General features: G+C 47.8%; 19 protein-coding genes, 2 tRNA genes and 1 rRNA gene. 12 read left to right on the top strand and 10 right to left on the bottom strand.

What is annotated here, in order from left to right; translation table 11 throughout:
* Nucleotides 1–110 precede the first annotated feature (110 nt).
* The 3 genes from OXH18_RS07215 to OXH18_RS07205 all read right to left on the bottom strand — a co-directional run bounded on the left by OXH18_RS07215 (nucleotide 111) and on the right by OXH18_RS07205 (nucleotide 1,957).
* Nucleotides 111–183: transfer RNA gene (locus OXH18_RS07215), tRNA-Ala, on the bottom strand.
* A gap of 88 nt (nucleotides 184–271) precedes the next feature.
* Nucleotides 272–345: transfer RNA gene (locus tag OXH18_RS07210), tRNA-Ile, on the bottom strand.
* Nucleotides 346–463: 118 nt separating this feature from the next.
* A 16S ribosomal RNA gene (locus OXH18_RS07205) occupies nucleotides 464–1,957 on the bottom strand.
* A 447-nt stretch (nucleotides 1,958–2,404) separates the two neighbouring features.
* Here OXH18_RS07205 and glyQ point away from each other — a divergent pair.
* Nucleotides 2,405–3,304, top strand: a complete 900-nt coding sequence (gene glyQ, locus OXH18_RS07200; RefSeq protein WP_268611806.1) for a glycine--tRNA ligase subunit alpha — start codon at nucleotides 2,405–2,407, stop codon at nucleotides 3,302–3,304.
* Nucleotides 3,305–3,632: 328 nt separating this feature from the next.
* Here the strand turns inward: glyQ and OXH18_RS07195 are convergent, their stop codons facing one another.
* The 5 genes from OXH18_RS07195 to OXH18_RS07175 form a co-directional block, all read right to left on the bottom strand.
* Entirely contained in the window at nucleotides 3,633–4,298 is a 666-nt protein-coding gene (locus OXH18_RS07195) for a helix-turn-helix transcriptional regulator (RefSeq protein ID WP_268611805.1), read from the bottom strand.
* Between the two features lie 474 nt (nucleotides 4,299–4,772).
* Entirely contained in the window at nucleotides 4,773–5,087 is a 315-nt protein-coding gene (locus tag OXH18_RS07190) for a hypothetical protein (protein ID WP_268611804.1), read from the bottom strand.
* Nucleotides 5,088–5,222: 135 nt separating this feature from the next.
* On the bottom strand, nucleotides 5,223–5,978 hold the full coding sequence (locus OXH18_RS07185; protein ID WP_268611803.1) for a M48 family metallopeptidase: 756 nt from the start codon (nucleotides 5,976–5,978) through the stop codon (nucleotides 5,223–5,225).
* Nucleotides 5,979–6,082: 104 nt separating this feature from the next.
* Nucleotides 6,083–6,565 carry an NUDIX hydrolase gene (locus OXH18_RS07180; protein WP_268611802.1) on the bottom strand — a complete coding sequence of 161 codons (483 nt, stop codon included), beginning with the start codon at nucleotides 6,563–6,565 and terminating at the stop codon, nucleotides 6,083–6,085.
* 4 nt (nucleotides 6,566–6,569) lie between these two features.
* Complete coding sequence (locus tag OXH18_RS07175) at nucleotides 6,570–6,944, bottom strand: hypothetical protein (RefSeq protein ID WP_268611801.1); 375 nt, start codon at nucleotides 6,942–6,944, stop codon at nucleotides 6,570–6,572.
* 561 nt (nucleotides 6,945–7,505) lie between these two features.
* Here OXH18_RS07175 and folD point away from each other — a divergent pair.
* The 6 genes from folD to hisS all read left to right on the top strand — a co-directional run bounded on the left by folD (nucleotide 7,506) and on the right by hisS (nucleotide 12,173).
* Entirely contained in the window at nucleotides 7,506–8,378 is an 873-nt protein-coding gene (folD, locus tag OXH18_RS07170) for a bifunctional methylenetetrahydrofolate dehydrogenase/methenyltetrahydrofolate cyclohydrolase FolD (RefSeq protein WP_268611800.1), read from the top strand.
* Nucleotides 8,379–8,395: 17 nt separating this feature from the next.
* Entirely contained in the window at nucleotides 8,396–9,331 is a 936-nt protein-coding gene (gene crtE / locus OXH18_RS07165) for a geranylgeranyl diphosphate synthase CrtE (RefSeq protein WP_268611799.1), read from the top strand.
* 45 nt (nucleotides 9,332–9,376) lie between these two features.
* Nucleotides 9,377–9,832: a divergent PAP2 family protein gene (locus OXH18_RS07160; RefSeq protein ID WP_268611797.1), complete on the top strand. Its 456-nt coding sequence runs from the start codon at nucleotides 9,377–9,379 to the stop codon at nucleotides 9,830–9,832.
* A gap of 212 nt (nucleotides 9,833–10,044) precedes the next feature.
* A complete protein-coding gene (pedR, locus tag OXH18_RS07155; protein ID WP_268611796.1) occupies nucleotides 10,045–10,338 on the top strand; it encodes a photosynthetic electron transport-dependent transcriptional regulator PedR in 294 nt (97 codons plus the stop codon).
* A 68-nt stretch (nucleotides 10,339–10,406) separates the two neighbouring features.
* The gene (locus OXH18_RS07150; protein WP_268611795.1) at nucleotides 10,407–10,697 is read left to right on the top strand and encodes a hypothetical protein; all 291 of its coding nucleotides are present in this window, start codon (nucleotides 10,407–10,409) and stop codon (nucleotides 10,695–10,697) included.
* A gap of 189 nt (nucleotides 10,698–10,886) precedes the next feature.
* Nucleotides 10,887–12,173 carry a histidine--tRNA ligase gene (gene hisS / locus OXH18_RS07145; RefSeq protein WP_268611794.1) on the top strand — a complete coding sequence of 429 codons (1,287 nt, stop codon included), beginning with the start codon at nucleotides 10,887–10,889 and terminating at the stop codon, nucleotides 12,171–12,173.
* Nucleotides 12,174–12,297: 124 nt separating this feature from the next.
* Here the strand turns inward: hisS and OXH18_RS07140 are convergent, their stop codons facing one another.
* The gene (locus OXH18_RS07140) at nucleotides 12,298–13,920 is read right to left on the bottom strand and encodes a peptide ligase PGM1-related protein (RefSeq protein ID WP_268611793.1); all 1,623 of its coding nucleotides are present in this window, start codon (nucleotides 13,918–13,920) and stop codon (nucleotides 12,298–12,300) included.
* A gap of 154 nt (nucleotides 13,921–14,074) precedes the next feature.
* On the opposite strand from OXH18_RS07140, the gene OXH18_RS07135 reads away from it, so the two are divergent.
* The 4 genes from OXH18_RS07135 (at nucleotide 14,075) to OXH18_RS07120 (ending at nucleotide 18,884) form a co-directional block, all read left to right on the top strand.
* Complete coding sequence (locus OXH18_RS07135; protein ID WP_268611792.1) at nucleotides 14,075–14,575, top strand: hypothetical protein; 501 nt, start codon at nucleotides 14,075–14,077, stop codon at nucleotides 14,573–14,575.
* Between the two features lie 171 nt (nucleotides 14,576–14,746).
* The gene (locus OXH18_RS07130; protein WP_268611791.1) at nucleotides 14,747–15,439 is read left to right on the top strand and encodes a nucleotide exchange factor GrpE; all 693 of its coding nucleotides are present in this window, start codon (nucleotides 14,747–14,749) and stop codon (nucleotides 15,437–15,439) included.
* Between the two features lie 139 nt (nucleotides 15,440–15,578).
* A complete protein-coding gene (locus OXH18_RS07125) occupies nucleotides 15,579–18,173 on the top strand; it encodes a hypothetical protein (protein WP_268611790.1) in 2,595 nt (864 codons plus the stop codon).
* 300 nt (nucleotides 18,174–18,473) lie between these two features.
* Entirely contained in the window at nucleotides 18,474–18,884 is a 411-nt protein-coding gene (locus tag OXH18_RS07120) for a response regulator (RefSeq protein WP_268611789.1), read from the top strand.
* Nucleotides 18,885–18,942: 58 nt separating this feature from the next.
* On the opposite strand, the gene OXH18_RS07115 is transcribed toward OXH18_RS07120, so the two are convergent.
* The gene (locus OXH18_RS07115) at nucleotides 18,943–19,401 is read right to left on the bottom strand and encodes a response regulator (RefSeq protein WP_268611788.1); all 459 of its coding nucleotides are present in this window, start codon (nucleotides 19,399–19,401) and stop codon (nucleotides 18,943–18,945) included.
* Between the two features lie 531 nt (nucleotides 19,402–19,932).
* Between OXH18_RS07115 and OXH18_RS07110 the strand changes: the two genes are divergently transcribed.
* Nucleotides 19,933–21,141: a PucR family transcriptional regulator gene (locus tag OXH18_RS07110; RefSeq protein ID WP_268611787.1), complete on the top strand. Its 1,209-nt coding sequence runs from the start codon at nucleotides 19,933–19,935 to the stop codon at nucleotides 21,139–21,141.
* Nucleotides 21,142–21,523 lie beyond the last annotated feature (382 nt).

The raw sequence follows: 21,523 nt of genomic DNA, 5'->3' as shown, positions 1-21,523 counted from the left end.
GGATAGCATCCAGCAGTCTCTCTTGCGCGCTTCCCTCAAGCCTCAAGACCAGGTGCTGAATGTCTCCTAATAACTACTCAATAACTACTCACCTTGGGCGGTAATCCCAGTGGAGGTTAGCGGACTCGAACCGCTGACATCCTGCTTGCAAAGCAGGCGCTCTACCAACTGAGCTAAACCCCCATGTCGAAGATTGAATCCGGAAGATTCAAAACCAAAGAAAATCAGGCTCTCTTCTGTTTCCCTTCTTCCCTCTTCCCTCTTGCCAAGGTGGGCCATCCTGGACTCGAACCAGGGACCTCACCCTTATCAGGGGTGCGCTCTAACCACCTGAGCTAATAGCCCATGAACCGAACCAGCTAGTTTGAAAGCCTCTGCACCACTGCCTGACCGACCTTGGGATGACCAACTCTTACCTTAATCGCACGTCGCTTTCAGGCGTAGAGTCGGGAGGTCTCCCTATAAAGGAGGTGATCCAGCCACACCTTCCGGTACGGCTACCTTGTTACGACTTCACCCCAGTCATCAGCCCTGCCTTCGGCGTCCTCCTCCGACAGAATCGGTTGGAGTAACGACTTCGGGCGTGGCCAACTCCCATGGTGTGACGGGCGGTGTGTACAAGGCCCGGGAACGTATTCACCGCCGTATGCTGACCGGCGATTACTAGCGATTCCGCCTTCATGCAGGCGAGTTGCAGCCTGCAATCTGAACTGAGCCTCGGTTTACGGGATTAGCTCACTGTCGCCAGTTGGCAACCCTTTGTCCGAAGCATTGTAGTACGTGTGTAGCCCAGGGCGTAAGGGGCATGCTGACTTGACGTCATCCCCACCTTCCTCCGGTTTGTCACCGGCAGTCTCCTCAGAGTGCCCAACTGAATGCTGGCAACTAAGAACGAGGGTTGCGCTCGTTGCGGGACTTAACCCAACATCTCACGACACGAGCTGACGACAGCCATGCACCACCTGTGCTCCGGCTCCCGAAGGCACCCCTCGCTTTCACAAGGGTTCCGGACATGTCAAACCCTGGTAAGGTTCTTCGCGTTGCATCGAATTAAACCACATACTCCACCGCTTGTGCGGGCCCCCGTCAATTCCTTTGAGTTTCACTCTTGCGAGCGTACTCCCCAGGCGGGGTACTTAACGCGTTAGCTACGGCACTGTCCGGGTCGATACGGACAACGCCTAGTACCCATCGTTTACAGCTAGGACTACAGGGGTATCTAATCCCTTTCGCTCCCCTAGCTTTCGTCCCTCAGTGTCAGTGCAGACCCAGCAAGGCGCTTTCGCCACCGGTGTTCTTCCCAATATCTACGCATTTCACCGCTACACTGGGAATTCCCCTTGCCCCTATCGCACTCTAGCTGACCAGTTTCAACTGCCCTTACGGAGTTAAGCTCCGCGCTTTAACAGCTGACTTGACCAACCACCTACGGACGCTTTACGCCCAATAATTCCGGATAACGCTTGCCTCCTCCGTATTACCGCGGCTGCTGGCACGGAGTTAGCCGAGGCTGATTCGATAGGTACCGTCAGTCCTTCTTCCCTATCAAAAGAGGTTTACAATCCACAGACCGTCTTCCCTCACGCGGTCTTGCTCCGTCAGGCTTGCGCCCATTGCGGAAAATTCCCCACTGCTGCCTCCCGTAGGAGTCTGGGCCGTGTCTCAGTCCCAGTGTGGCTGGTCATCCTCTCAGACCAGCTACGGATCGTCGCCTTGGTAGGCTCTTACCCCACCAACTAGCTAATCCGACGCGAGCTCATCCTCAGGCAATAAATCCTTTCACCTCTCGGCATATGCGGTATTAGCGGTCGTTTCCAACCGTTATCCCCCTCCTAAGGGCAGATTCTCACGCGTTACTCACCCGTCCGCCACTAGATTCCGAAGAATCCCGTTCGACTTGCATGTGTTAAGCAGACCGCCAGCGTTCATCCTGAGCCAGGATCAAACTCTCCATGTTGTCTTGAGTTTGTTGGCTTCTTCATCCACTACCGCTGAATTATCTGAACTGGCTATTCACCCAGTCCCTTCAACAGTAGCTCCTTTTCAATCCCTCTTCGAAACTCCCTCCGAAGAGTCATTTACTTTTACAGGCTCTTGATGCTATTCTGGCTTTCAAACTATTTATTTATCTAGGTTCGGCGCGCCTTGAAGGCATTCGCTCCGCTCTCGCTTCGCTTCGCCCCTCTCGACCGCTTTACCAAGATAGCTAACTCTGCTCAGATTTGTCAACGGTTTCCAAAAAATATTTTGAGGACAGGTTCTAAAGCTTCTTAAGTCCAGTGTTTTGCTCTTCTAATTATCTATTGAAGTCTTTAGGTAATTAGTCATTCGTCTGTCAGCCCAATCTTAAGCGACAATTTTAATCGACTCGTCATAGAGTTGTATTGCTTGTTGAGGACAGCTTGTGAATTTTCAATCGATTATTACAACCCTTCATCAGTTTTGGGCAGATTGCGGCTGCCTAATTGTTCAACCCTATGACACTGAGAAAGGTGCAGGAACAAAAAGTCCGCATACATTTTTAAGAGCCTTGGGACCGGAACCTTGGTCGGTTGCGTATGTAGAACCGTGTCGTCGTCCAGCCGATGGGCGATATGGGGAAAATCCAAATCGGGTGCAGCACTACTATCAGTACCAAGTTCTCATTAAACCCTCACCAGATAATATTCTTGAACTGTATTTGGACTCTTTGAGAGGGTTGGGCATTCGACCAGAAGATCACGATATCCGATTTGTGGAAGACAACTGGGAAGATGCGGCTGTTGGAGCTTGGGGAGTAGGCTGGGAGGTTTGGCTCGACGGCATGGAAGTGACTCAATTCACCTACTTTCAGCAGTGTGGAGGAATCGATTGTCGGCCTGTTTCAGTTGAAATCACTTATGGATTAGAGCGATTGACCATGTACATTCAAGGGGTGGACTCATTCTTTGATCTTCAATGGAATGATGACATCACTTACGGCGATGTGCATTTGCAAGGCGAGATCGAAGGTTCCATCTACAATTTTGAGGTATCCGATCCAGAGAAACTGTTTACACTGTTCACTCTTTATGAACAAGAGGCGGAACGCTTGATGCAGAAGGGTTTAGTACTGCCTGCATATGATCAGGTGTTGAAGTGTTCTCACACGTTCAATTTGCTGGATGCTAGAGGGGTGATTTCTGTAACAGAGCGAACTCGATATATTTTGAAGATTCGAGGCTTGGCACGCCAGGTTGCTCAACTTTACTTAGCGCAGCGAGAAGAGTTAGGCTTTCCACTTTTGAAACGTACTAAGAGAGGTGAGTCCATAGAAGTGACTTAGAAGAACAAGGTAGTCGCACATTGCATGGTGATTTAAACCACACGATCGTCAGTTTCAGTCAAGCAACTTAAAAGTCAGCCAGAGTTTATCGCTGCTTATCGGCGGCGTGGCATGATTCGCATATCTATAATGATGGTTTAAAGGGAGCCATTCAAGATTTCGATCGAGCGCTACAGCTTACCCCAACTATGCAGAAGCTGATTTGCAGCGCAGCATGACCAAGGGCACTATTGGTGACTATCGAGAAGTAATGGATAGTAATCTGATAGTAATCTATCGACAATGCTGCTCTGGGTCTTCTGTTTTATAGATGGTTTCTGGTCTGGCTTTACCCCTGGATTCGATACGTACAGCGGCGATCGCCCTGCAAAATGTGCTCAACTCGTTCTACCGTTACTGTTGCACCCAAAACTGCTCGGAACACTTCCAGTTCAGTACTGCACAAGTTTTGACAAATTTGAGCTGCTGCACAAATAGGACAGTGATTTTCGATTAGTAATAACGCACCTTCGGGTTGCTCAACCACTTCAGCCATATACCCCTCTTGGGTGCGCAGGTGGGCAAGAGCATTCACACGCCGTTGCCAATCCAGTAAATCCGAAACAGCCCCCAAATTAGGATCAGACCATTCATTCACCTTCGATCGATAGGTTTGTGTTTGCCGTTGACTGCGATCGAGCATTAACCGATCGATGCCATCAGCACCAAACATCGCTTTAATACTGCACAAGATATCCACCAGTAGTTCAGTGTGACTATCAGGAAACCACTGCCCCGACTGCGGAGTCAGTTGCCACAACTTGACAGGTCGTCCTAAGGGTCGTCGCTCTTCCTGATACGTTACCCACTGTTCTGCCTTCAGTGATTGTAGATGCTGACGAATTGCCATAGGTGACACCTGCAATTGATCAGCGAGTGCCGTTGCTGTTTGTGCACCTTGCCTCTTGAGCAAATGCAGGATTTGATGTTTAATGCCTTGCCGATCGTCACCCATGAGGGAATGAATTCTCAGTATTCCAACTGAAGAATGCAAAAGACAGGTTTTTGCGCTGTACTACTTAAATCGATACTTTTCAACCATTATTTTAATCATTACTTTAAATATAAATAGTTATAACGCGACCCATCACTGTACGACTAGTGATCAGCCACTAATTGAAAACGAAGGATAGAGATAGTGAATTAGAACAGGCAGAGTCTTAGCGTCAGGGCTGATACACTTGTCCCTTCACTCTTCCCAGGTTGGGAAGTTCAATTCAGCTTTCCCCAAACGTAGCAAGCTAGGAGGGGCAAAATGTGCTGAACTGCGTCAGTCCCAAAAGCACAGTCCCAAAAGCAATTAAGAGCCTACCTCCAAGTTTAGGGGCAGGCTCTCAAGCAGAGACAAGCTTATTCTCAAAAAACTCTTACCAAAACCGATTGCTTAAACTTGCTCTTCCCAGACTCTCTATTCTCAGACTCTTTGTTCTCAAACTAAGACAGGAGTCTCGATCGCTTCACATTCGGAAGCAGCTGAAGACTGTCGCTGCTGTTTAAGAGATTGTAGCTGTTGAAAGAGAGCATCAAGCTCAGCTTGGAGATGGAGTAGCTCAACCTGGTGGTTTGCTTGATAGGGAAGCTTTTTAGACTGATTGGAGGGAGAACGCTCTCCAGGCTGATTAGACTCTTTAACGTTTAAATCAACGCTAGTCACAGCATTTTGGTTGGTAGATTCGCTTATTAAGTTGGTTGAAAACCCAGAGGATTCAGGCACGGTAGTTAACATTTGATTCCGACTAGTCATTATTACCTATTCACACCACAACAGGTATTCTAACTTAAACGCTGTTCATAATCGTATTGAAGATCACTTCCCACTCAAGTAACGATGTGGCGGTTTATCAACTGGCTTGAGTGGGAATGCCTAGCTATTACCCAGCTAATCGCCTACTTGCTCGACCCAGGTGGGGATATAGCACCAAGCTTTATTCAACTCATTGTCAAGCAGTTTATAGTCAGGCTCTTTATCCGCCACCAAGTCCCAAAAATTAGTGGAATGGTTGAGATGGACTGTATGACACAACTCATGAATCAACACATAGCGCACAAGATCAGGCGGCAAGAACAGCAGTTTGTAATTAAGGCTGATATTTTTCTTACCAGAACAGCTAGCCCAAATAGTTTTTTGCCCTCGGACGGTAGCCTGGTTAAAAGGCAGCGCGACTTCTTGACTAATTTGCTCTAGCCATGGAACTAAGCTGCTTTCAGCTTTGCGCATTAACCAATACCTCAAGACGCGATAACAAGACTGGGGGTGTTCTAGCGGTGCATGAACGGTCAATTTACGTTTACCTGTGACGTTAGCGACAAACGATCGTCCACTGCCTTGACAATATTGCACTGACCAGGATTCAGGAATGGATCGGAGTTCTAGCTGCTCTGGTAGCGTTTGGTCAAACGGCTCTACAACTCCAGGCGTCATCAACTGCCGCTCGGCTGCAATGCGCTGGGTTGTTTTGGCGATCCAGTCTTTGCGTTTTTCTAAGATTTCAGGAAGCTTGCGTTGGTCAAAGCCCCTAGGAACTACGACTTCAACCTCGCCCAAGTGAGATACCCGAATGCTGACGTGTTTTGCTCTGGCACTTTCCCGTACACGGTACGGTTTTGGTTGATGAGAGAATTTTGCCTTCACCATCTCAGAACGTATTGTTAATTGCCCTCTCTCCAATGTAAACACTTTGCTAACAGTTATCTGCCTTGATTTTCTGGCTCCTGCTTAAATGCCGCAGTCGATCTCCTTTAGAAAGGTTGGGACGTTGGGTCGTTCTGTAAGTAATGAATTCCACTTTGTAAAAAATCCAGCAGGATTTGGCGATGGGGGGCAGCCAGTGGACGGGGTTGACCAAGTTCTTCAGAAAAAAGCCAGCCTTGACGAATGTCTTCGATCGTCGCCAATCCTCGATCGATCCCTTCATGGAGCACTAGACATGACGGGTTAACAACCAGAGGTGCATAGAATACATGGCGAATAATGTTCGTTGCTTCTACCGCATAAGAACGAAAGTAAGTGATATGAGGCGGTTCATACTCAATTTCTTCCAATAACTCTCGATGCATGGCAACATGCGGATATTCACCAGGTTCTAGATGTCCGCCAAAGAAGGCCCACTGCCCTGGATAGCGAATGTAAGGAACATCGTCGCGTAATTGCAGCAAGAACTGATGGTTTTGATAGAGAATTGCAATGGCCACTTGCGGACAGGATGTTGTTATAGATTGCATCGACTCATTCAGCCTCATCGTCTTTCACCCTCCGTCGTTGGTGTTCTTCAATATAGGCTTCCCCTAGTTCTTGCCCAGCGATCGGAATGCTTTCAAAGCGAACTTTGCCTTTGACCGTAACTTGTTCACCCGGTTGCAGGCTGGGATCAGTTGTCAAAATCCAAATCGCTCCCGTGCCGTCTTGCAATTGATATACTTGAGCATTCAGCAGTGGGACACGATCGACCACCGTTCCCTCTAAAGAAACCATAGTATTGAACCAATGGCGTTGTGGATGTTCATGCACACTGCGAACGGTGCTGACGCCACAACTAGTCAGTCCGATTGACATTGAGAACACACTTAGCCACCGTAGGGGCTGTGAAACAGTCACTGCCATGTTTTATCGCCAACTTTGTGCTAGAAAAGCAGTCAAGTAGGGGGTGATTGTATATCCTTCTCCATGTCTCTTGCAACTTGTTTTTTGAGTTAAGTCACAAGGATTCTGAGAGACTAGAGGATGAGTCAGTTGTTCTTGAAATCAATAGAGATAACTTCATTGTTGTTTTCGATTCATACCCTGAACATCCCAATCATGCTGCTTGATTCTGGTTCTTCTTCTACGTTCTTCTTTTACAAGGTGAATTACACGCTCAATGTTGATATTTAATAGTTGTTCCAGCAACGGTGAGTCAATGCTGAGGCACAGTCATGCCTAATCAAGGCTTGATCAGCGAATTCTGATTTTTACTCAATCCTTCGGACAGTTTTGTGGAAATGTTGAAAACTCTTGCCACGCCGCAAATTTCGACCCTCACCCTCAACCCCTCTCCCAACGTGGGAAAAGGACTTCAATCCGGTGCGCCTTCGCGCTTTGGGGGAGCAGGGGTTAGGGGATGAGGGCGGTTTGGCACAAAAGCGTCCGGACTATTGTTTACCGTAACTAATTTTTAACCCGCTCATGGCTGATTTGTTGGATGGTAAGGCACTAGCAACACGACTGCAATTAGAGTTGTCCGAACAGGTGAAGACCCTTGCAATGCGGGCGGGTCGGCCACCAGGATTAGCAGTTTTAATGGTTGGTGATAATCCTGCTAGTGCGGCTTATGTTCGAGGTAAGGAAACCGCCTGTAGTCGCGTCGGGATCGCGTCCTATGGCAAGCACTTTCCCACAGACACCTCCCAAGCAGAGTTGAAGCAAGTCATCCAATCTTTGAATCAGGACGATCGTGTGGATGGCATTCTGGTGCAGTTGCCGCTGCCCGATCACCTAGATGCGGTAGCGCTGCTCAATCAAATTGCTCCGGATAAAGACGCCGATGGCTTGCATCCTACGAACTTGGGACGACTAGTGCGGGGTGAACCGGGACTGCGAAGCTGTACACCCGCCGGGGTGATGCGGCTATTAGCAGACTATCAACTCGATCCAAAGGGACAACACGCGGTAGTGATTGGACGCAGCATTTTAGTGGGCAAACCGTTGGCACTGATGTTGCTAGAGGCTAATGCTACGGTGACGATCGCCCATTCCCGTACCGCCGATCTGGCTGCTGTTGCCCGCACTGCTGATATCCTGGTGACAGCCATCGGTCAGCCCAAACTCGTTACCCCTGACATGGTTAAACCCGGAGCCATCGTTGTTGATGTGGGAATCAACCGCATCACCCAGACAACTGGCAAATCTCAATTAGTAGGCGATGTAGATTTTGAGGCAGTTTACCCTGTAGCATCATGGATTACTCCCGTTCCAGGGGGAATTGGGCCGATGACCGTCACCATGCTGTTGCACAATACAGTATGGAGCTATTGTCAGCGGTTGAATTTAGCTCCGTAGCAAACTGGTGAGGAGACATGACAAGTTCAGCGAATCAAGGAACCCTGGCCCCAGATAATGATCCGTCAGTCTTTAATCTGAAGCACTATCTTGCAACCCAGCAAGCTCAGGTGGAAGCGGCACTCGATCGATCGATTACGATTGTTTATCCAGAGACGATCTACGAGTCCATGCGCTACTCGCTGATGGCAGGTGGAAAGCGGTTGCGTCCTATCTTGTGTTTAGCAACCTGTGAATTAATGGGTGGAACCGTTGACATGGCGATGCCCACAGCCTGTGCTCTCGAAATGATTCACACCATGTCGCTGATTCACGACGACTTGCCCGCGATGGATAACGACGACTACCGTCGAGGCAAGCTCACCAATCACAAAGTTTATGGTGAAGATATTGCCATTTTGGCCGGCGATGGGCTGTTGACCTATGCCTTTGAAATCATTGCTGATCAAACCCACAATGTTCCAGCCGATCGGGTGCTCCGAGTTATTGCTCGTTTAGGGCGGGCAGTTGGAGCCGCAGGATTAGTCGGGGGACAGGTAGTAGATCTAGAATCAGAAGGCAATCCGGATGTGACATTGGAAACACTGAATTTTATCCATCGTCACAAAACTGGGGCCCTACTAGAGGCGGCGGTTGTGTCTGGTGCTTTACTGGCTGGAGCCGCAGACCTTGATCTGCAACGATTAACCCGCTATGCCCAAAACATTGGACTGGCCTTCCAAATTGTCGATGATGTGTTGGACATCACTGCAACACAAGAGCAGTTGGGCAAAACCGCTGGGAAGGATCTGCAAGCTCAAAAAGCAACCTATCCTAGTTTTTGGGGAATTGATGAGTCCAAACGCCAGGCTGAGCATCTTATTGCTGAGGCCAAAGCAGAATTAGAGACCTATGGCACTGCCGCTCAACCGCTCAAGGCGATCGCAGACTTTATCACGGCTCGCAATCACTAGCGGTTAAGTTGTCAGTTTTTCCTCTCAATGTTCCCGACACAAACTATGCAAAATTTCTACACCATTCTAGACAACCACGTCTTGGCAATTTCCTTGCTGGCGTGCTTGTTAGCGCAGGTCTTTAAGCTATTGATTGAATTATTTCGCAATGGCAAAGTCACGTTCCGCACCTTGGTAACAACTGGGGGAATGCCAAGCGCCCACTCAGCCCTTGTAACCTCTTTAGCTGCCGGAGTGGGGCAAACGTCGGGGTGGTCTAGTGCTGAATTTGCGATCGCCTTCGTCTTCGCCATTATTGTCATGTACGATGCAGCCGGGGTTCGGCAAGCAGCCGGTAAACAAGCGCGAATTCTCAACCAACTTGTGGATGAACTGTTCAGCGATCATCCCAACTTCAACGAAGAGCGATTAAAGGAATTGTTGGGGCATACCCCGTTTCAGGTCATTATCGGATCTATTTTGGGCGTGGTGGTTTCCTGGATTGCTACCCCAGCTTACTAACCCGTGATAGCCGCAGAAACAACGGCCAACCATGCGGAGAATTCATAGCATTCATTGCTCTAGGTCGTTCTAGCTATTTTCGTCATGCGCTAGGCAAGGCACGTTTGACCCGATGATGCCAATGAAATCATGAGAAACTGCGTTGCAGCGCTAGCAACCCCTTAGAATTAAAAGTAGAGTAAGTACATATACACATCAATGGACTTCATGTTATGAACGGTGGCGAGTCTCAGACCGCAGGTTCTCTTTCTGAAAGGGAACTTCAAATTGTTGAACTGGTGGCTGCTGGCTTGACCAACCAGGAAATTGCAGAAAAGCTGGAAATTAGTAAGCGCACGGTAGACAACCATATCAGTAATATCTTGACGAAGACCGCAACCGGAAATCGTGTAGCCTTGGTACGATGGGCATTGCAATGGGGCAAAGTATGTATCGACGAAGTCAACTGCTGTACGCTGCCCGTTCATCCCAATCAAGCCAGCGGGAATCCTCAGCAACCCACCTGACGGGTATTTCTTGGCTCACCGATGACTTTTGATGTTTAGTGAATAGTTAAGTTCGATCGCTCTTTGCCATGACTGACTCTGCCAACCTACCTCCGCAGTCCCAACCTGAATATCGTCTGTTTTGTCCTCATTTGCCATTGGCAGTGTATCGCGAAGTTGCGGCCCACCTACGACAAGTCACGGGGGTAGATGCGGGGTTGTTACCTCAGCGATCGCAAACCTTTGATTATCAACAAAGCCAAGTCGGCGGATTGTGGATTCGGTATCGGGAGGAAGTAGATGGTTCATCACAACAGCGCATAGAGCAAATTTTGGCCTATTATGGCGATCGATATGGAGCCTGGGAAACGGTTCAGTAATCCTCTTTTAAACTTGCGATTTTAGAGTTTAGAGTGTGGAAGGCTGACGGAATCAGTGTGTGCAACGAGCAGTTGCCACGTTCACGGGTTAAATTGGTATAAACCTACATTCAGCTATAGTCACTAAAACCGTAAACGCAGCGCACTGAAACAACCGAGCGGTGCTGGAACATCGCAACATCACTATCCATGAGCAGCATTCAAGCAATCCGAGGAACCCGCGATATCTTGCCCGAAGAGGTTGGTTATTGGCAGCGAGTCGAGGCAGTTGCCAGAGAGATATTTGGTCGGGCGGCCTACCGAGAAATTCGCACACCTATTTTTGAACAAACCGATTTGTTTGAGCGCGGCGTGGGCGAAGCCACGGATATTGTTAGTAAGGAAATGTACACGTTCGTCGATCGCGGCGATCGATCGTTGACGTTGCGCCCAGAAAATACAGCCGGAGCCGTTCGGGCCTATATTGAGCATCACCTATATGCTCAAGGTGGGGTTCAACGACTATGGTATCTAGGTCCAATGTTTCGCTATGAACGACCGCAGGCCGGACGCCAACGACAGTTTCATCAGGTGGGTGTAGAGGTATTGGGCAGTGCTGATCCACGGGCTGATGCGGAAGTGATTGCTATTGCTACCGACTTGCTGAAAACTCTGGGACTCAAAGATCTACGGCTAGAGTTCAACTCTATTGGCGATCGGGGCGATCGGCAACAGTACCGCGAGGCCTTGGTCAACTACCTGACGCCCTACAAGCAAGATCTCGATGCAGATTCTCAAGATCGGTTGATGCGCAATCCTCTGCGCATTTTGGATAGCAAAGATGCCAAAACTCAAACCATCTTGCAAGACGCACCCAGTATTTTGGATCATCTCAATCCAGAGTCACAGCAGCGGTTTGAACGAGTACAGCAATTATTAACCGAATTAGGCATCCCCTACAATGTGAATCCGAAACTAGTGCGGGGGTTAGATTACTATACTCACACCGTATTTGAGATACAGTCAGATGATTTGGGATCGCAGGCAACCGTCTGTGCAGGTGGACGCTATGACGGGTTGGTGACAGAATTGGGTGGCCCTGATACGCCTGCTGTCGGTTGGGCCAGTGGGTTAGAGCGCTTAATTTTGCTGTTGCAACAGTTATCCTCCCCCAGTGCTGCTCCGCTAGATTTCTATCTAGTCTCGAAGGGCGATCGGGCTGAAGCGCAGGCGTTAAAACTGGCTCAACTATTGCGGCAACAAGGATTTTCAGTAGAACTCGATCTCAGCGGCAGTGCTTTTGGCAAGCAGTTCAAACGAGCCGATCGAAGTGGGGCGATCGCCTGTTTGATTCTGGGAGATGCCGAAGCTGAAAGCCAAACCGTGCAGCTAAAATGGCTAGCCTCTGGACAGCAAGAAGCCCTGATGCAAGCGGAACTGTTGACCCAAGCCGATCAATTACACCAGCAGCTTACGGCGGCGCGAAAGGAAGGATGAGGGAGGAACGAGGAGGAAAAACAGCGTCGGAAGCAAGATTGGCAAATCATGCCTGAGTTCAGCAACGCCAACGAAAGAAAGAACCGATCGCTTCATCTACCCATCCACCTATTCATCCATCCTTTCACCAGGCAATTTGACGGGAAATCTTGGGGAAAGTTAGGTAAGAACCAAAATCGACGGCCGATCTGGACTCTTTATCCAAAACAGCGATCACATGATCGTACAACTCTCGGGCCTCTTGAGGAGAGTTCCCAATGCTTGTCAGGCCGATTTTGCCATACTCCGACAAGCAGCTAATCAGGTGAAACACATTCCCTGTCTCAGTTGTGCTGTTGAAATGCAGATCATGCTGGGCAATGATGTCCATTAAGTCGCTGGGAAGCAGACCTTTGTAGTGATCTTGCTGCAAATTATCAGTAGCAATGTAGTACTTCGGCGTGCCTTGCTTGTTGTAAAACAACCCGGTGGCATAGTCATAGTGCCCATGCGTCAATAGTTTCAGGGTCATAAACGGATGCGTTGTACCACCTTTGCGCAAATTAATTTCGATCGCCTGTAAATCCCACTGATTACGAGTATTGGGCTTACGAACCGCAATAAAATCGAGGCTGAAGCGCTCCAAGGCCCCTTTCGCGGCCAGGTTTTCTCCTACTTGCAAGCCATATTCCTGAAGCTGCAAGCGGTAGGCCTCATCAGCAGGAAAGGTGCAGCCCAAAAACACTTGGCCATCAGGTCCACCCAAAATTTGATCATGGGTGGACAGGATCTCCACTTTGCCGTCTGGATGAATATAGCCTTGCACGCTGGGCGATCGTTTTTCTTCACCTTCCACAAACGCCTCCACAATTGCCCCTAATTCTGGAATGCGGCGGCTGAAGTGCGTCCAGGTTTCACCATCGCATTGAAACCCCAGGTACTCAAATCGATCGCTCAGGGCAGTCATTCGATCGCAAGTCGCCGCCGTGCCCGGAGCGACATTTTGCAGCGATCGCAGATCCAAAATGGCATTGCCGCCTCCCGAAAATCCTTCATTTAGCTTCACCACAATCCGCTTCAGGTCGGGTTGTCGTTCCCAAAGCTCAGCCGCAACCTGGGCCAAGTCGTCGGGGGTGTGCACTAATTTGCTGCCGTCTGGATGCGGAACATCTGCCTCGGCAAACACTTGGCGACTGCCGCTCTTTGTGCCCCAATACAGCAAATCTGGATCAAGCGCCAGCAACGGAATTCCTAGCTGCAAGGCTAGATCTCGCTCTAAATATGTCGAGTTAAAACAGGTCATGTAGGCTTGATTCGTGCGGATCGATCGCCGCAAGCGCTCAATTAACCGAGGACGATTAAGGATTTTTTGCGTCAGGGGCTGCGGAGACGAATCATAGGTGCAGAATAGCAGCAGTCGATCGCGGGCATGAGAGAAAGGAATTCCCGGCATCAGTTGCAGGTAATAATCGATGACGCTAGGATGGATAGGCTGAGAGGTGACATAAATTAGGCGAGCGCGAGGATTGCGTAAACGAATCAACGAAAATAGCAAACGCTCCTCGTAGTGATGTGCTCCCTTTACCTTTTGTAATTCCTGCTGATCCAAGCTAAGGGAAGGGATCACCAAAATATCGCAATCTGCCTGATTCAAATCGTCTAGCTCGTGCCAACGATCGCGCAGCTTTGTTTTAAGTTCTCTAAATTGCTCCGTCGGCAGATCGACTGCTGAGGAGAGTGTTAAACCCTGCATAAACTCCGGCCCCATCTTTGAAGAAGAGTATTAGAGATCTTAAACGAGATCATTGCGCAACGTCGTCTAGCTTTAAGTTGCATTAACGACTCTGCCCCTTTAAACTATCCAAAATAACCAATTATCTTGTTCGCCTATTTACTATTGGATACATTCATTGGCATTGGATATGAGCGACTTTCCTCAAGCCATTCAGCTACCTCCTCGCGTTCCACCGGATGAAGATGAAATTAGCCGGGCAATTTGTCTATTGGGCAACCGCATTGCGGCTGAACTGAAGGAAAAGACAAAAATTGAGCTAGTCGGTTTGATTGGAGTTTATCCCACGCCAGAGCAGGCAAAGTATTGGAAGCATGGGCTAAAGCAATTACTAAAAAATGATCCTGACCTGATGAGCGTCGAGGAAATGATTCGTTATGAAATTAGAGATGAGGTGAAGCGGGAACCGCCCCCTGAATCAAAGTCTTGTAAACGCCGATCGAAGCGTCATCATTCCCGACGATATGCCAAGCGCACTCGATCCCAGCCTCAGCCCCAATCGAATCAGCCACTACGCCCCCAACCCGATGAAACCTTAGCGGCAAATGGGTATCCCTTTGCAGGGGTCAGCAATTTTGCCAGCATCGACCTCGATCGGTTCCGCCACGAGGAAGACGACTGGGATTATTAGCTGCAATTTGGCGGGCACAACAAGTAGATATCTTAGAGCGATAAAATCCCCGTTCCTTGTCCTAAGCGATCAGTTCGATCACAACCGATTCTATTTCTTCGTAAATCTTTCTTCGTAAATCTGGGGTGGACCAGTTCCACCCTACCTTACCAATCCCAGTGCATTCCCTTTATGCCTTCCTCCTCGTACACGCTACAACTTCGATCGCTGATGCAACAGGTTGGGCTTTCAAGCTTTAAACAATTGGGGCGGGTAGCTCAAGTCTCTGACTGGCAGATTGAACAACTACGGCGTGGCAAAGCTGACCAGATGCGAATGGGGGTGCTGGTTCGGCTCAGTCAGGCGTTACAGATTCCACTGGATACATTTCTAGAGAAATTTTCCGAAGGTTCGATCTCAGTAACCCCGACTGCAAATCTTTGTCCATCCGTCCCAGATGTACTTGAGACCGATCTCAATCATCTCAGGCAAGAATGTCAACGGCTACAAATGCAGCTTGCTCAACAGCGAGATCTGCTCTATCAGGAATTTCAACATACTAGCTTGCAAATTTTAGAATCCTGGTTGTTGCAGTTTCCAACTGCTGCTTATGCAGCCCAGCAGAATCCTCAAGCGCCGGCGGTGCGTCTTCTACCCTTGATGCGCCCGATCGAGCAGCTGCTGAAGGCGTGGGGCATTGAACCGATCGCGGCGGTTGGGGCAGAGCTTGCCTTTGATCCACAACACCATCAGCTAATGGACGGAACAGCCCAGCCCGGCGATCCAGTTCGGGTGCGCTACGTTGGGTATCGCCAGGGCAGCAAGTTATTATATCGAGCTAAGGTTAGCCCAGTTACCGGATTGCGAACAACTCAGTCTGAATAGTGTTCTGATTTGGCAAGATAGCGCTAGTATTAGGCAGCGATCGCCCCAGCAAGTGTCGGTTTCCCTGAATGGGGCTATTGCCTATAGTCTAATATCTAATTTTAGTCTAATTGGTCTAGATGGTTTAGGATTAGCTGCCGTGACTTCCGAAAATACACAACTTCAAGCCTTGATTCAGCAAATCGACGAAGTGCTGGACAAAACCAATCCTCGCTTACCGTGGGTGACATCCAGCGATGCCATTCAGCAGCGACAAGTGCTTGAGCAAACTCGCAGCTATCTTCGATCGCTCCAGCAAGCAGCAGAAACCAACTCCATGGATGAGACTGGGTTGATTAGCCAGGACTTGAACCAAGATAACGCTGATATCAACGCAACGATAGAGGCATTCGATGAATATTCCTTGGAAAGCAAAGACGAATTCAACGAATTGTCTGCTATTGCGGCTTCACCCGTTGAAGTGTCTCCCAACAATACTGTCGCTGATAGGGTGGATGACGACACAGCTAATCGAACTGATACTGAAAGCACGAACCAAACTCATCACCCGGTGGATAATCCCGCAGAAGTGCAAGCCCAACAGATTTTGCAAGCTGTCTTGCAAGAAATGAGCTATCTGCGTGCTAATCTTCTGCAACCTCTGCGATCGGATGTAGAAGCACTACGACTGCAACGCGAGGTGTTGACCCAAGAAATTCAACAACTAGAACAGCAACGTCAGCAGTATGGCTGGTCATCCCAGCACTCACAGCATTTGCAGGAGTTTCTGCAAGCGGCAATGGCTCAGATGCAAGCAAACTTGACCGAGCAAGTGGCGCAAGTAGTAGCAACGTTAAGTTCACAAGCGCCTAATCCCTTGCAATTACAGGGTTCCTCGGCAATGTTGAGTCCAGTCGAGCGGTTGGAACAATTACAGCGCATTCAAGCTCAGTCTGACCAATTGATGAGTCGTCTAGATACCACTTTACGGCTAGTGTTCGAGTCGCTGCAAACCCATGTGCATAGCTATGGTAACTCCCTAGAAGAAGGGCTGAGCCGAATGCATGATATGGGGCAGCAAGGAGAAGCCGTCTTCGGTGCCTTTGTAACCCGACTTGCGCAGTTATTGGGTCGGGAAGCTTCTGCATTTTTGCAAGCTCCTACTGAAACTGAATGGAGTCACGATCGCCCGTCACTTCCTACACCCGATAATATAGCGCCACCCGAATCCTTAAATGCAGGCAGCGCTGCTGCCCCCAACACCCAGCTTCATCAACTGCTAGAGGGATTGCAATCCTTGGACACATCTGCCTTCCGGACAACTGTCGTAGGTGAACCAATTCCATTTGCAGGTGAGTCAATGCAACCACCTGAGCTATCCTTCGATCGTTTACCGAATCAGACAACTTACACAGATAATACGGATACAACTAGTACGGACACAACAGACTTGGAAATCGACGCCTTAGATCGAACCTTAAGCCAGATTGATTTATCTGCTATTTCGTCGATCGAAGCGTTTGAGATGCAAGAAACTAGTTTGATGAACCAAGAGCAAACTGGATTCTTACCGTCCCTAATAGATGAGGTGGAACCAATACTTACTCAAACGGGTGACGAACATGAAAATGCTAGTACAAATAGAGATACAAAGGATGAGGAGACTAGCGAATCCTGCTTAAGCAGTCACTTAGCAACTAATTACACGACTGATCATGCATCGGATAGGGCATTGGAGTTGCTGAGTCAGGCTGCTTCAGACTTCAGTTCTTTTTTAAAAGCAGACAAGAATTTGGAAGCCGATATTGTTGTACCATCTGACGCGAATACGAATACGACTGTATTCAACGAACTCAACCTTTCTTCTTGGTCAATTACGCCAGAGTCTACCGCCTCAGATGTAGCTCAACCAGGGGAAAGTTGGCTCTTACGATCTAGAAAACTTCTACCAGAAATGCCGAGTTTATCGCAGTCGGTTGAACAAGAAACTGAAGATGAAGAAGAAACTGAAGATGAAAGAGAAGAGATAGATCCAGAACCGAACATCCGTCAAACAAGGATTGAACAAGCGCTAACCGACCTAGAAAATGACGAGTGGCGCGAACTATCAAGCAAACCAATTTGTACTGAAATGAGCAATGAGCCAAGTAACGCAGATGCTGGGACAAGCATCGAAACAATTGCCCTGCTCACCGATCTAATTCCGATCGCAGAGAACAGATTTGAAGAACATAGATTTGCAACCAATCTGGAGCAATCTGTAGCTGATGCTTTACTCGAATCAACAATTGAAGATTTGTTTGCTGCAATTGACACAGAACCGATCGACCAAAGTAGCAGAATTTTGCACATTGAGGATTCCAAATTTTCACAAAAAGGTTTACTCGATTATTCAGAGAGCATGTCAAGAGACAATCATTTACGCCCTATCGATGCCAGTGATCTATTCATCAATGCATTCACCTTAGATGGACTAGATAGCCTCTTTGAAGGCATTCCTTCTATGGACGCAGACGAGACTTCACCAATTTCGGTCAATCAAGCGGACAAATCAGAGCTAGATGCGGTCAATCCGCAACCAATTTCTGAAGCGATCGATCGAGCAGAATCAGATCAAGCAGAACCAGATCAGGCAGAATTGGAAAACAGAGTTCATTTGAATCAACCGACACCCAAACTTGGAACGATCGCTGACCTAACCCGTGATTTGCTTCAAAATAATACAGACGATCAGCCCGATGTATCGTCTTACTGATGAAATCTATTAAAATCTACTTCCAGTGAGTTTTAATCCTGTCTGTAAACTGTCGTAACCTCGACTGAAGCAAGAACTCATCTATGCGTTAGTGCTCATTATTCCATCGTTATCTAAGGCATCGCAGTTTTGCTTTGTTGTCCATGTTACATTGCTAATCCTTTCGTAACTTTTGTACGAAATAGGTTGAAATTGACTAGATTCTTCGTTTAGTCTTTTTTTTATGCTTTCGGTATGATCTATTTCATATGATCTATTTCAAAGGAGACACGTTTCAGCAAACGGTACGTGGCAAAAGGCATGGTTGCAGCAGTGAATGTACTTGTGCTTAAGGGTTTACGAGTCTTGGTTGTAGATGATGAAGAAGATAGCCAAACCTTGCTTGCCTTCATTCTAGAGATGCAGGGTGCAGAGGTCAAAACAGTTGCATCAGCCGAGTCCGCCTTTCATCTGCTTGCTGATTATCAACCCGACTTACTACTTTGTGACATCGCCATGCCGGACGAAGATGGATATTCATTGCTGCAACGAGTTCGATCGCTCATGGGGCACAGTGGACAAATTCCAGCGATCGCGGTAAGTGCTTTGGCACCAGAAGTATCGTTATCAGAGAGTCTAGCTGTTGGATTCCAAGCCTATGTTCCTAAACCGGTTGATTTTGATGAGCTAATCGCAACAATCTTGCGCGTGTGTCCCAGTCAGGAAGAGTAGAATCAGTCTGTTTGACCACCTGTTTAACCACGGATAATTTTTCGCAACTCAATAAAGGCTAATATTGCCAAGCTCGTTGCCTACGATAGGACTGTTTGTTCTGAGACGTCGAGGAAAATTGTAGTTCGCCTGATCGGTTGGAACTCAATAGGTGCTGGACGCATTGAAGGATTTCATCTAATTCACAACTTTTACTGAGATAGGCATCTGCTTCAGGGCAGATATCCTGAGGATATGTCAATACCTCTTTCGTGAAATAAGCAGAAATGAGAACTAGTAGAGGAGGCTGTGGCAATTGCCGCTTGATTCGAGCAATTAAACTGGGCCCATCCACCTCTTGCTGAAAGCGCCGGACAGGAATGGAGAAATCGATAAGAGCTAGATCAAACCGATGAGCTTGCTTAAGAAAGATATCAGGTGTATTAAAACTAGAAACCAAAAATCCATGCTGGCGCAAGAAGAACTCCAGAGTAAAGCACCAAGCTTCGTTATCATCAACAATCGCGATATTATACATGACCCCACTAAGCAGAAACAGATTAAATGTGCAGTAGTTAACCTCTTCTATTTTGCATTACATAAAGTAGCAAAATTAACTATCTCAAGGTGTAACAATGAAGCTAGAGCCGATCGATCTAACGAAATACGCGAACTGACTTAATTTTAACTTCGACGCTGTATACTTCCAGGTTCTTTCAATTGAGTTGAGAGAAGCGGATCTTCTGTCTATTGGAGGATGCTTCAAAACGGCGAGCGTTTTTAGTGATGAATAGAAAGGAAGACAAGCACGGGTCAACAAATATACTGGGTCAACAAATATACTAGTGATGTATATCAACTGTAATGACTATACATTAAGCGATCGCGTGTTATTGCTAACGAACATTTGTATCAAACGTTATCCCTCTAGCTAGACAAAGAAACTAGTAGTCTTTTGATACCATCCCTCAATTACACTGTGTCCGTACTAATTGGTGTAATGAGAGTAGCTCATTGAATTTTCACCACCTACGAACTGTTGCTGCTTAACAACAAAGAATTGAACTTTATGCTAGACATGCCGATTGGGTTTGTCCATGTTGCTAGTGCTGTTACGGAGCGGCTTGCGGAACTTTTGTGCGCGCCTGTCTTCGTCACCGATCGCAAGGGTATTGTCATTACCAGCAGTGAACCTCATCACATCGGACAATTATTGCAAAGCGAACGCTCGCTGTCACCTCTTGGTCAACTGCTTCGAATTCCGCTTCAGCATGAGACCGAAACAGGAGAAGTCATTGTCGGTCAGTCGCAGAACCAAGAAACCGTGCCTCCCCGCCTTGCTCATGCCTTAGTGGAACTAGTCATTAATCAAACAGTGACAAAGAACGAAACTATTGGACGTCATGATCTCAAGAATCAGTTAATCTATGATTTAGTTCACGGACGGGTGAACGATGAATTGGAGACATTGGGGCAGGCTCGGCAGTTGGGAATGGATTTAACCCAGCCTAGAGCTGTTATATTGATTGATGCTGCTGATTACATTCTACGGAACACCGCTTATTCTACCTACCGAGATTTAGAGCTAGCCCGTAAGCGACGAGCACAAGTCGTTATTGGTAGCATCGTCAGTTTTTTTCACCTGCCAAACGACACAATCTGTGCGGATTTGGGTAGCGGAAATATCTGTGTACTCAAGGCCAGTAACAGCAAAAACTTAGATCCTTGGGCACGTTCAAAAGACGTACCCGAGGGGGCAAACCCGTCTTGGGCAAACTTAACAGCCTTGAAACGAGCGGCTCACGCCTTGCTTCAGCGTTTGTGTAGTGATTTGGGCACTTCTGTTAATATTGGAATTGGTCGCTACCATCCTGGACTGCAAGGATTGGCTCAATCGTACAAGGACGCCCAAGCAGCCCTATCATTAGGCAATCGCCTGCAAGGGCAAAATCAGGTACATTGCTTAGCAGAGTTAGGGATTGCAGCTTTTGTGGGCATTGCTGATGAGTCCACCAAAATTGATTTAGCTAAATATTTGCTGAGTCCTCTCGATCGAGAGCCGGAATTGTTGACGACCCTCAATACCTTTTTTACAGAAAATTGTTGCCCATCTTCCACCGCCAAAAAACTTTCGATTCATCGCAACACACTCAGTTATCGTCTCGATAAAATTACATCGCTCACAGGACTAGAACCCCGTAAGTTCGATGATGCCGTGCAGATGCGGCTCTCTATTTTACTACGATCGTTTCAAGCAACCTACTCAAAGAATTTTTGAAAGGGCAAGTTGTTAGTGAAAAGGCTCGTTTGATCCAGCATCAACTTCTGCTTGGTGTTGATTTCTACCGACGAGACAACTATACGTTCACTGCTCTATATCGAGAAGGTGCACCACTGGATTGTTTGATCCAATTTATGGCGACTTGACAGGCGAAATCATAGAAGAAAGTGATAGGGCTGCCTTGACAGATTCTCTGGGGCTTTATGTTCAAGATCAAGTGACCCTTTAGATAATCTTAAACTACTGCTGGGTGGACGATTGTTTTAAATCATCCTTGACCTCCCCTAGCTTGGAAAAAGCAATTAGAAGAACTGGCTCAAGTATTAGGCAAAGAAGCCTTCAACTCAGCACTATACAGTTTGCACTGGCGCAGTCCTGT

This window comes from Thermocoleostomius sinensis A174 (assembly GCF_026802175.1).
In the GTDB taxonomy this organism is placed as follows: domain Bacteria; phylum Cyanobacteriota; class Cyanobacteriia; order Elainellales; family Elainellaceae; genus Thermocoleostomius; species Thermocoleostomius sinensis.
Note: the sequence above shows the minus strand (reverse complement) of the source record. Positions and strands in the feature narration are given on the sequence as shown.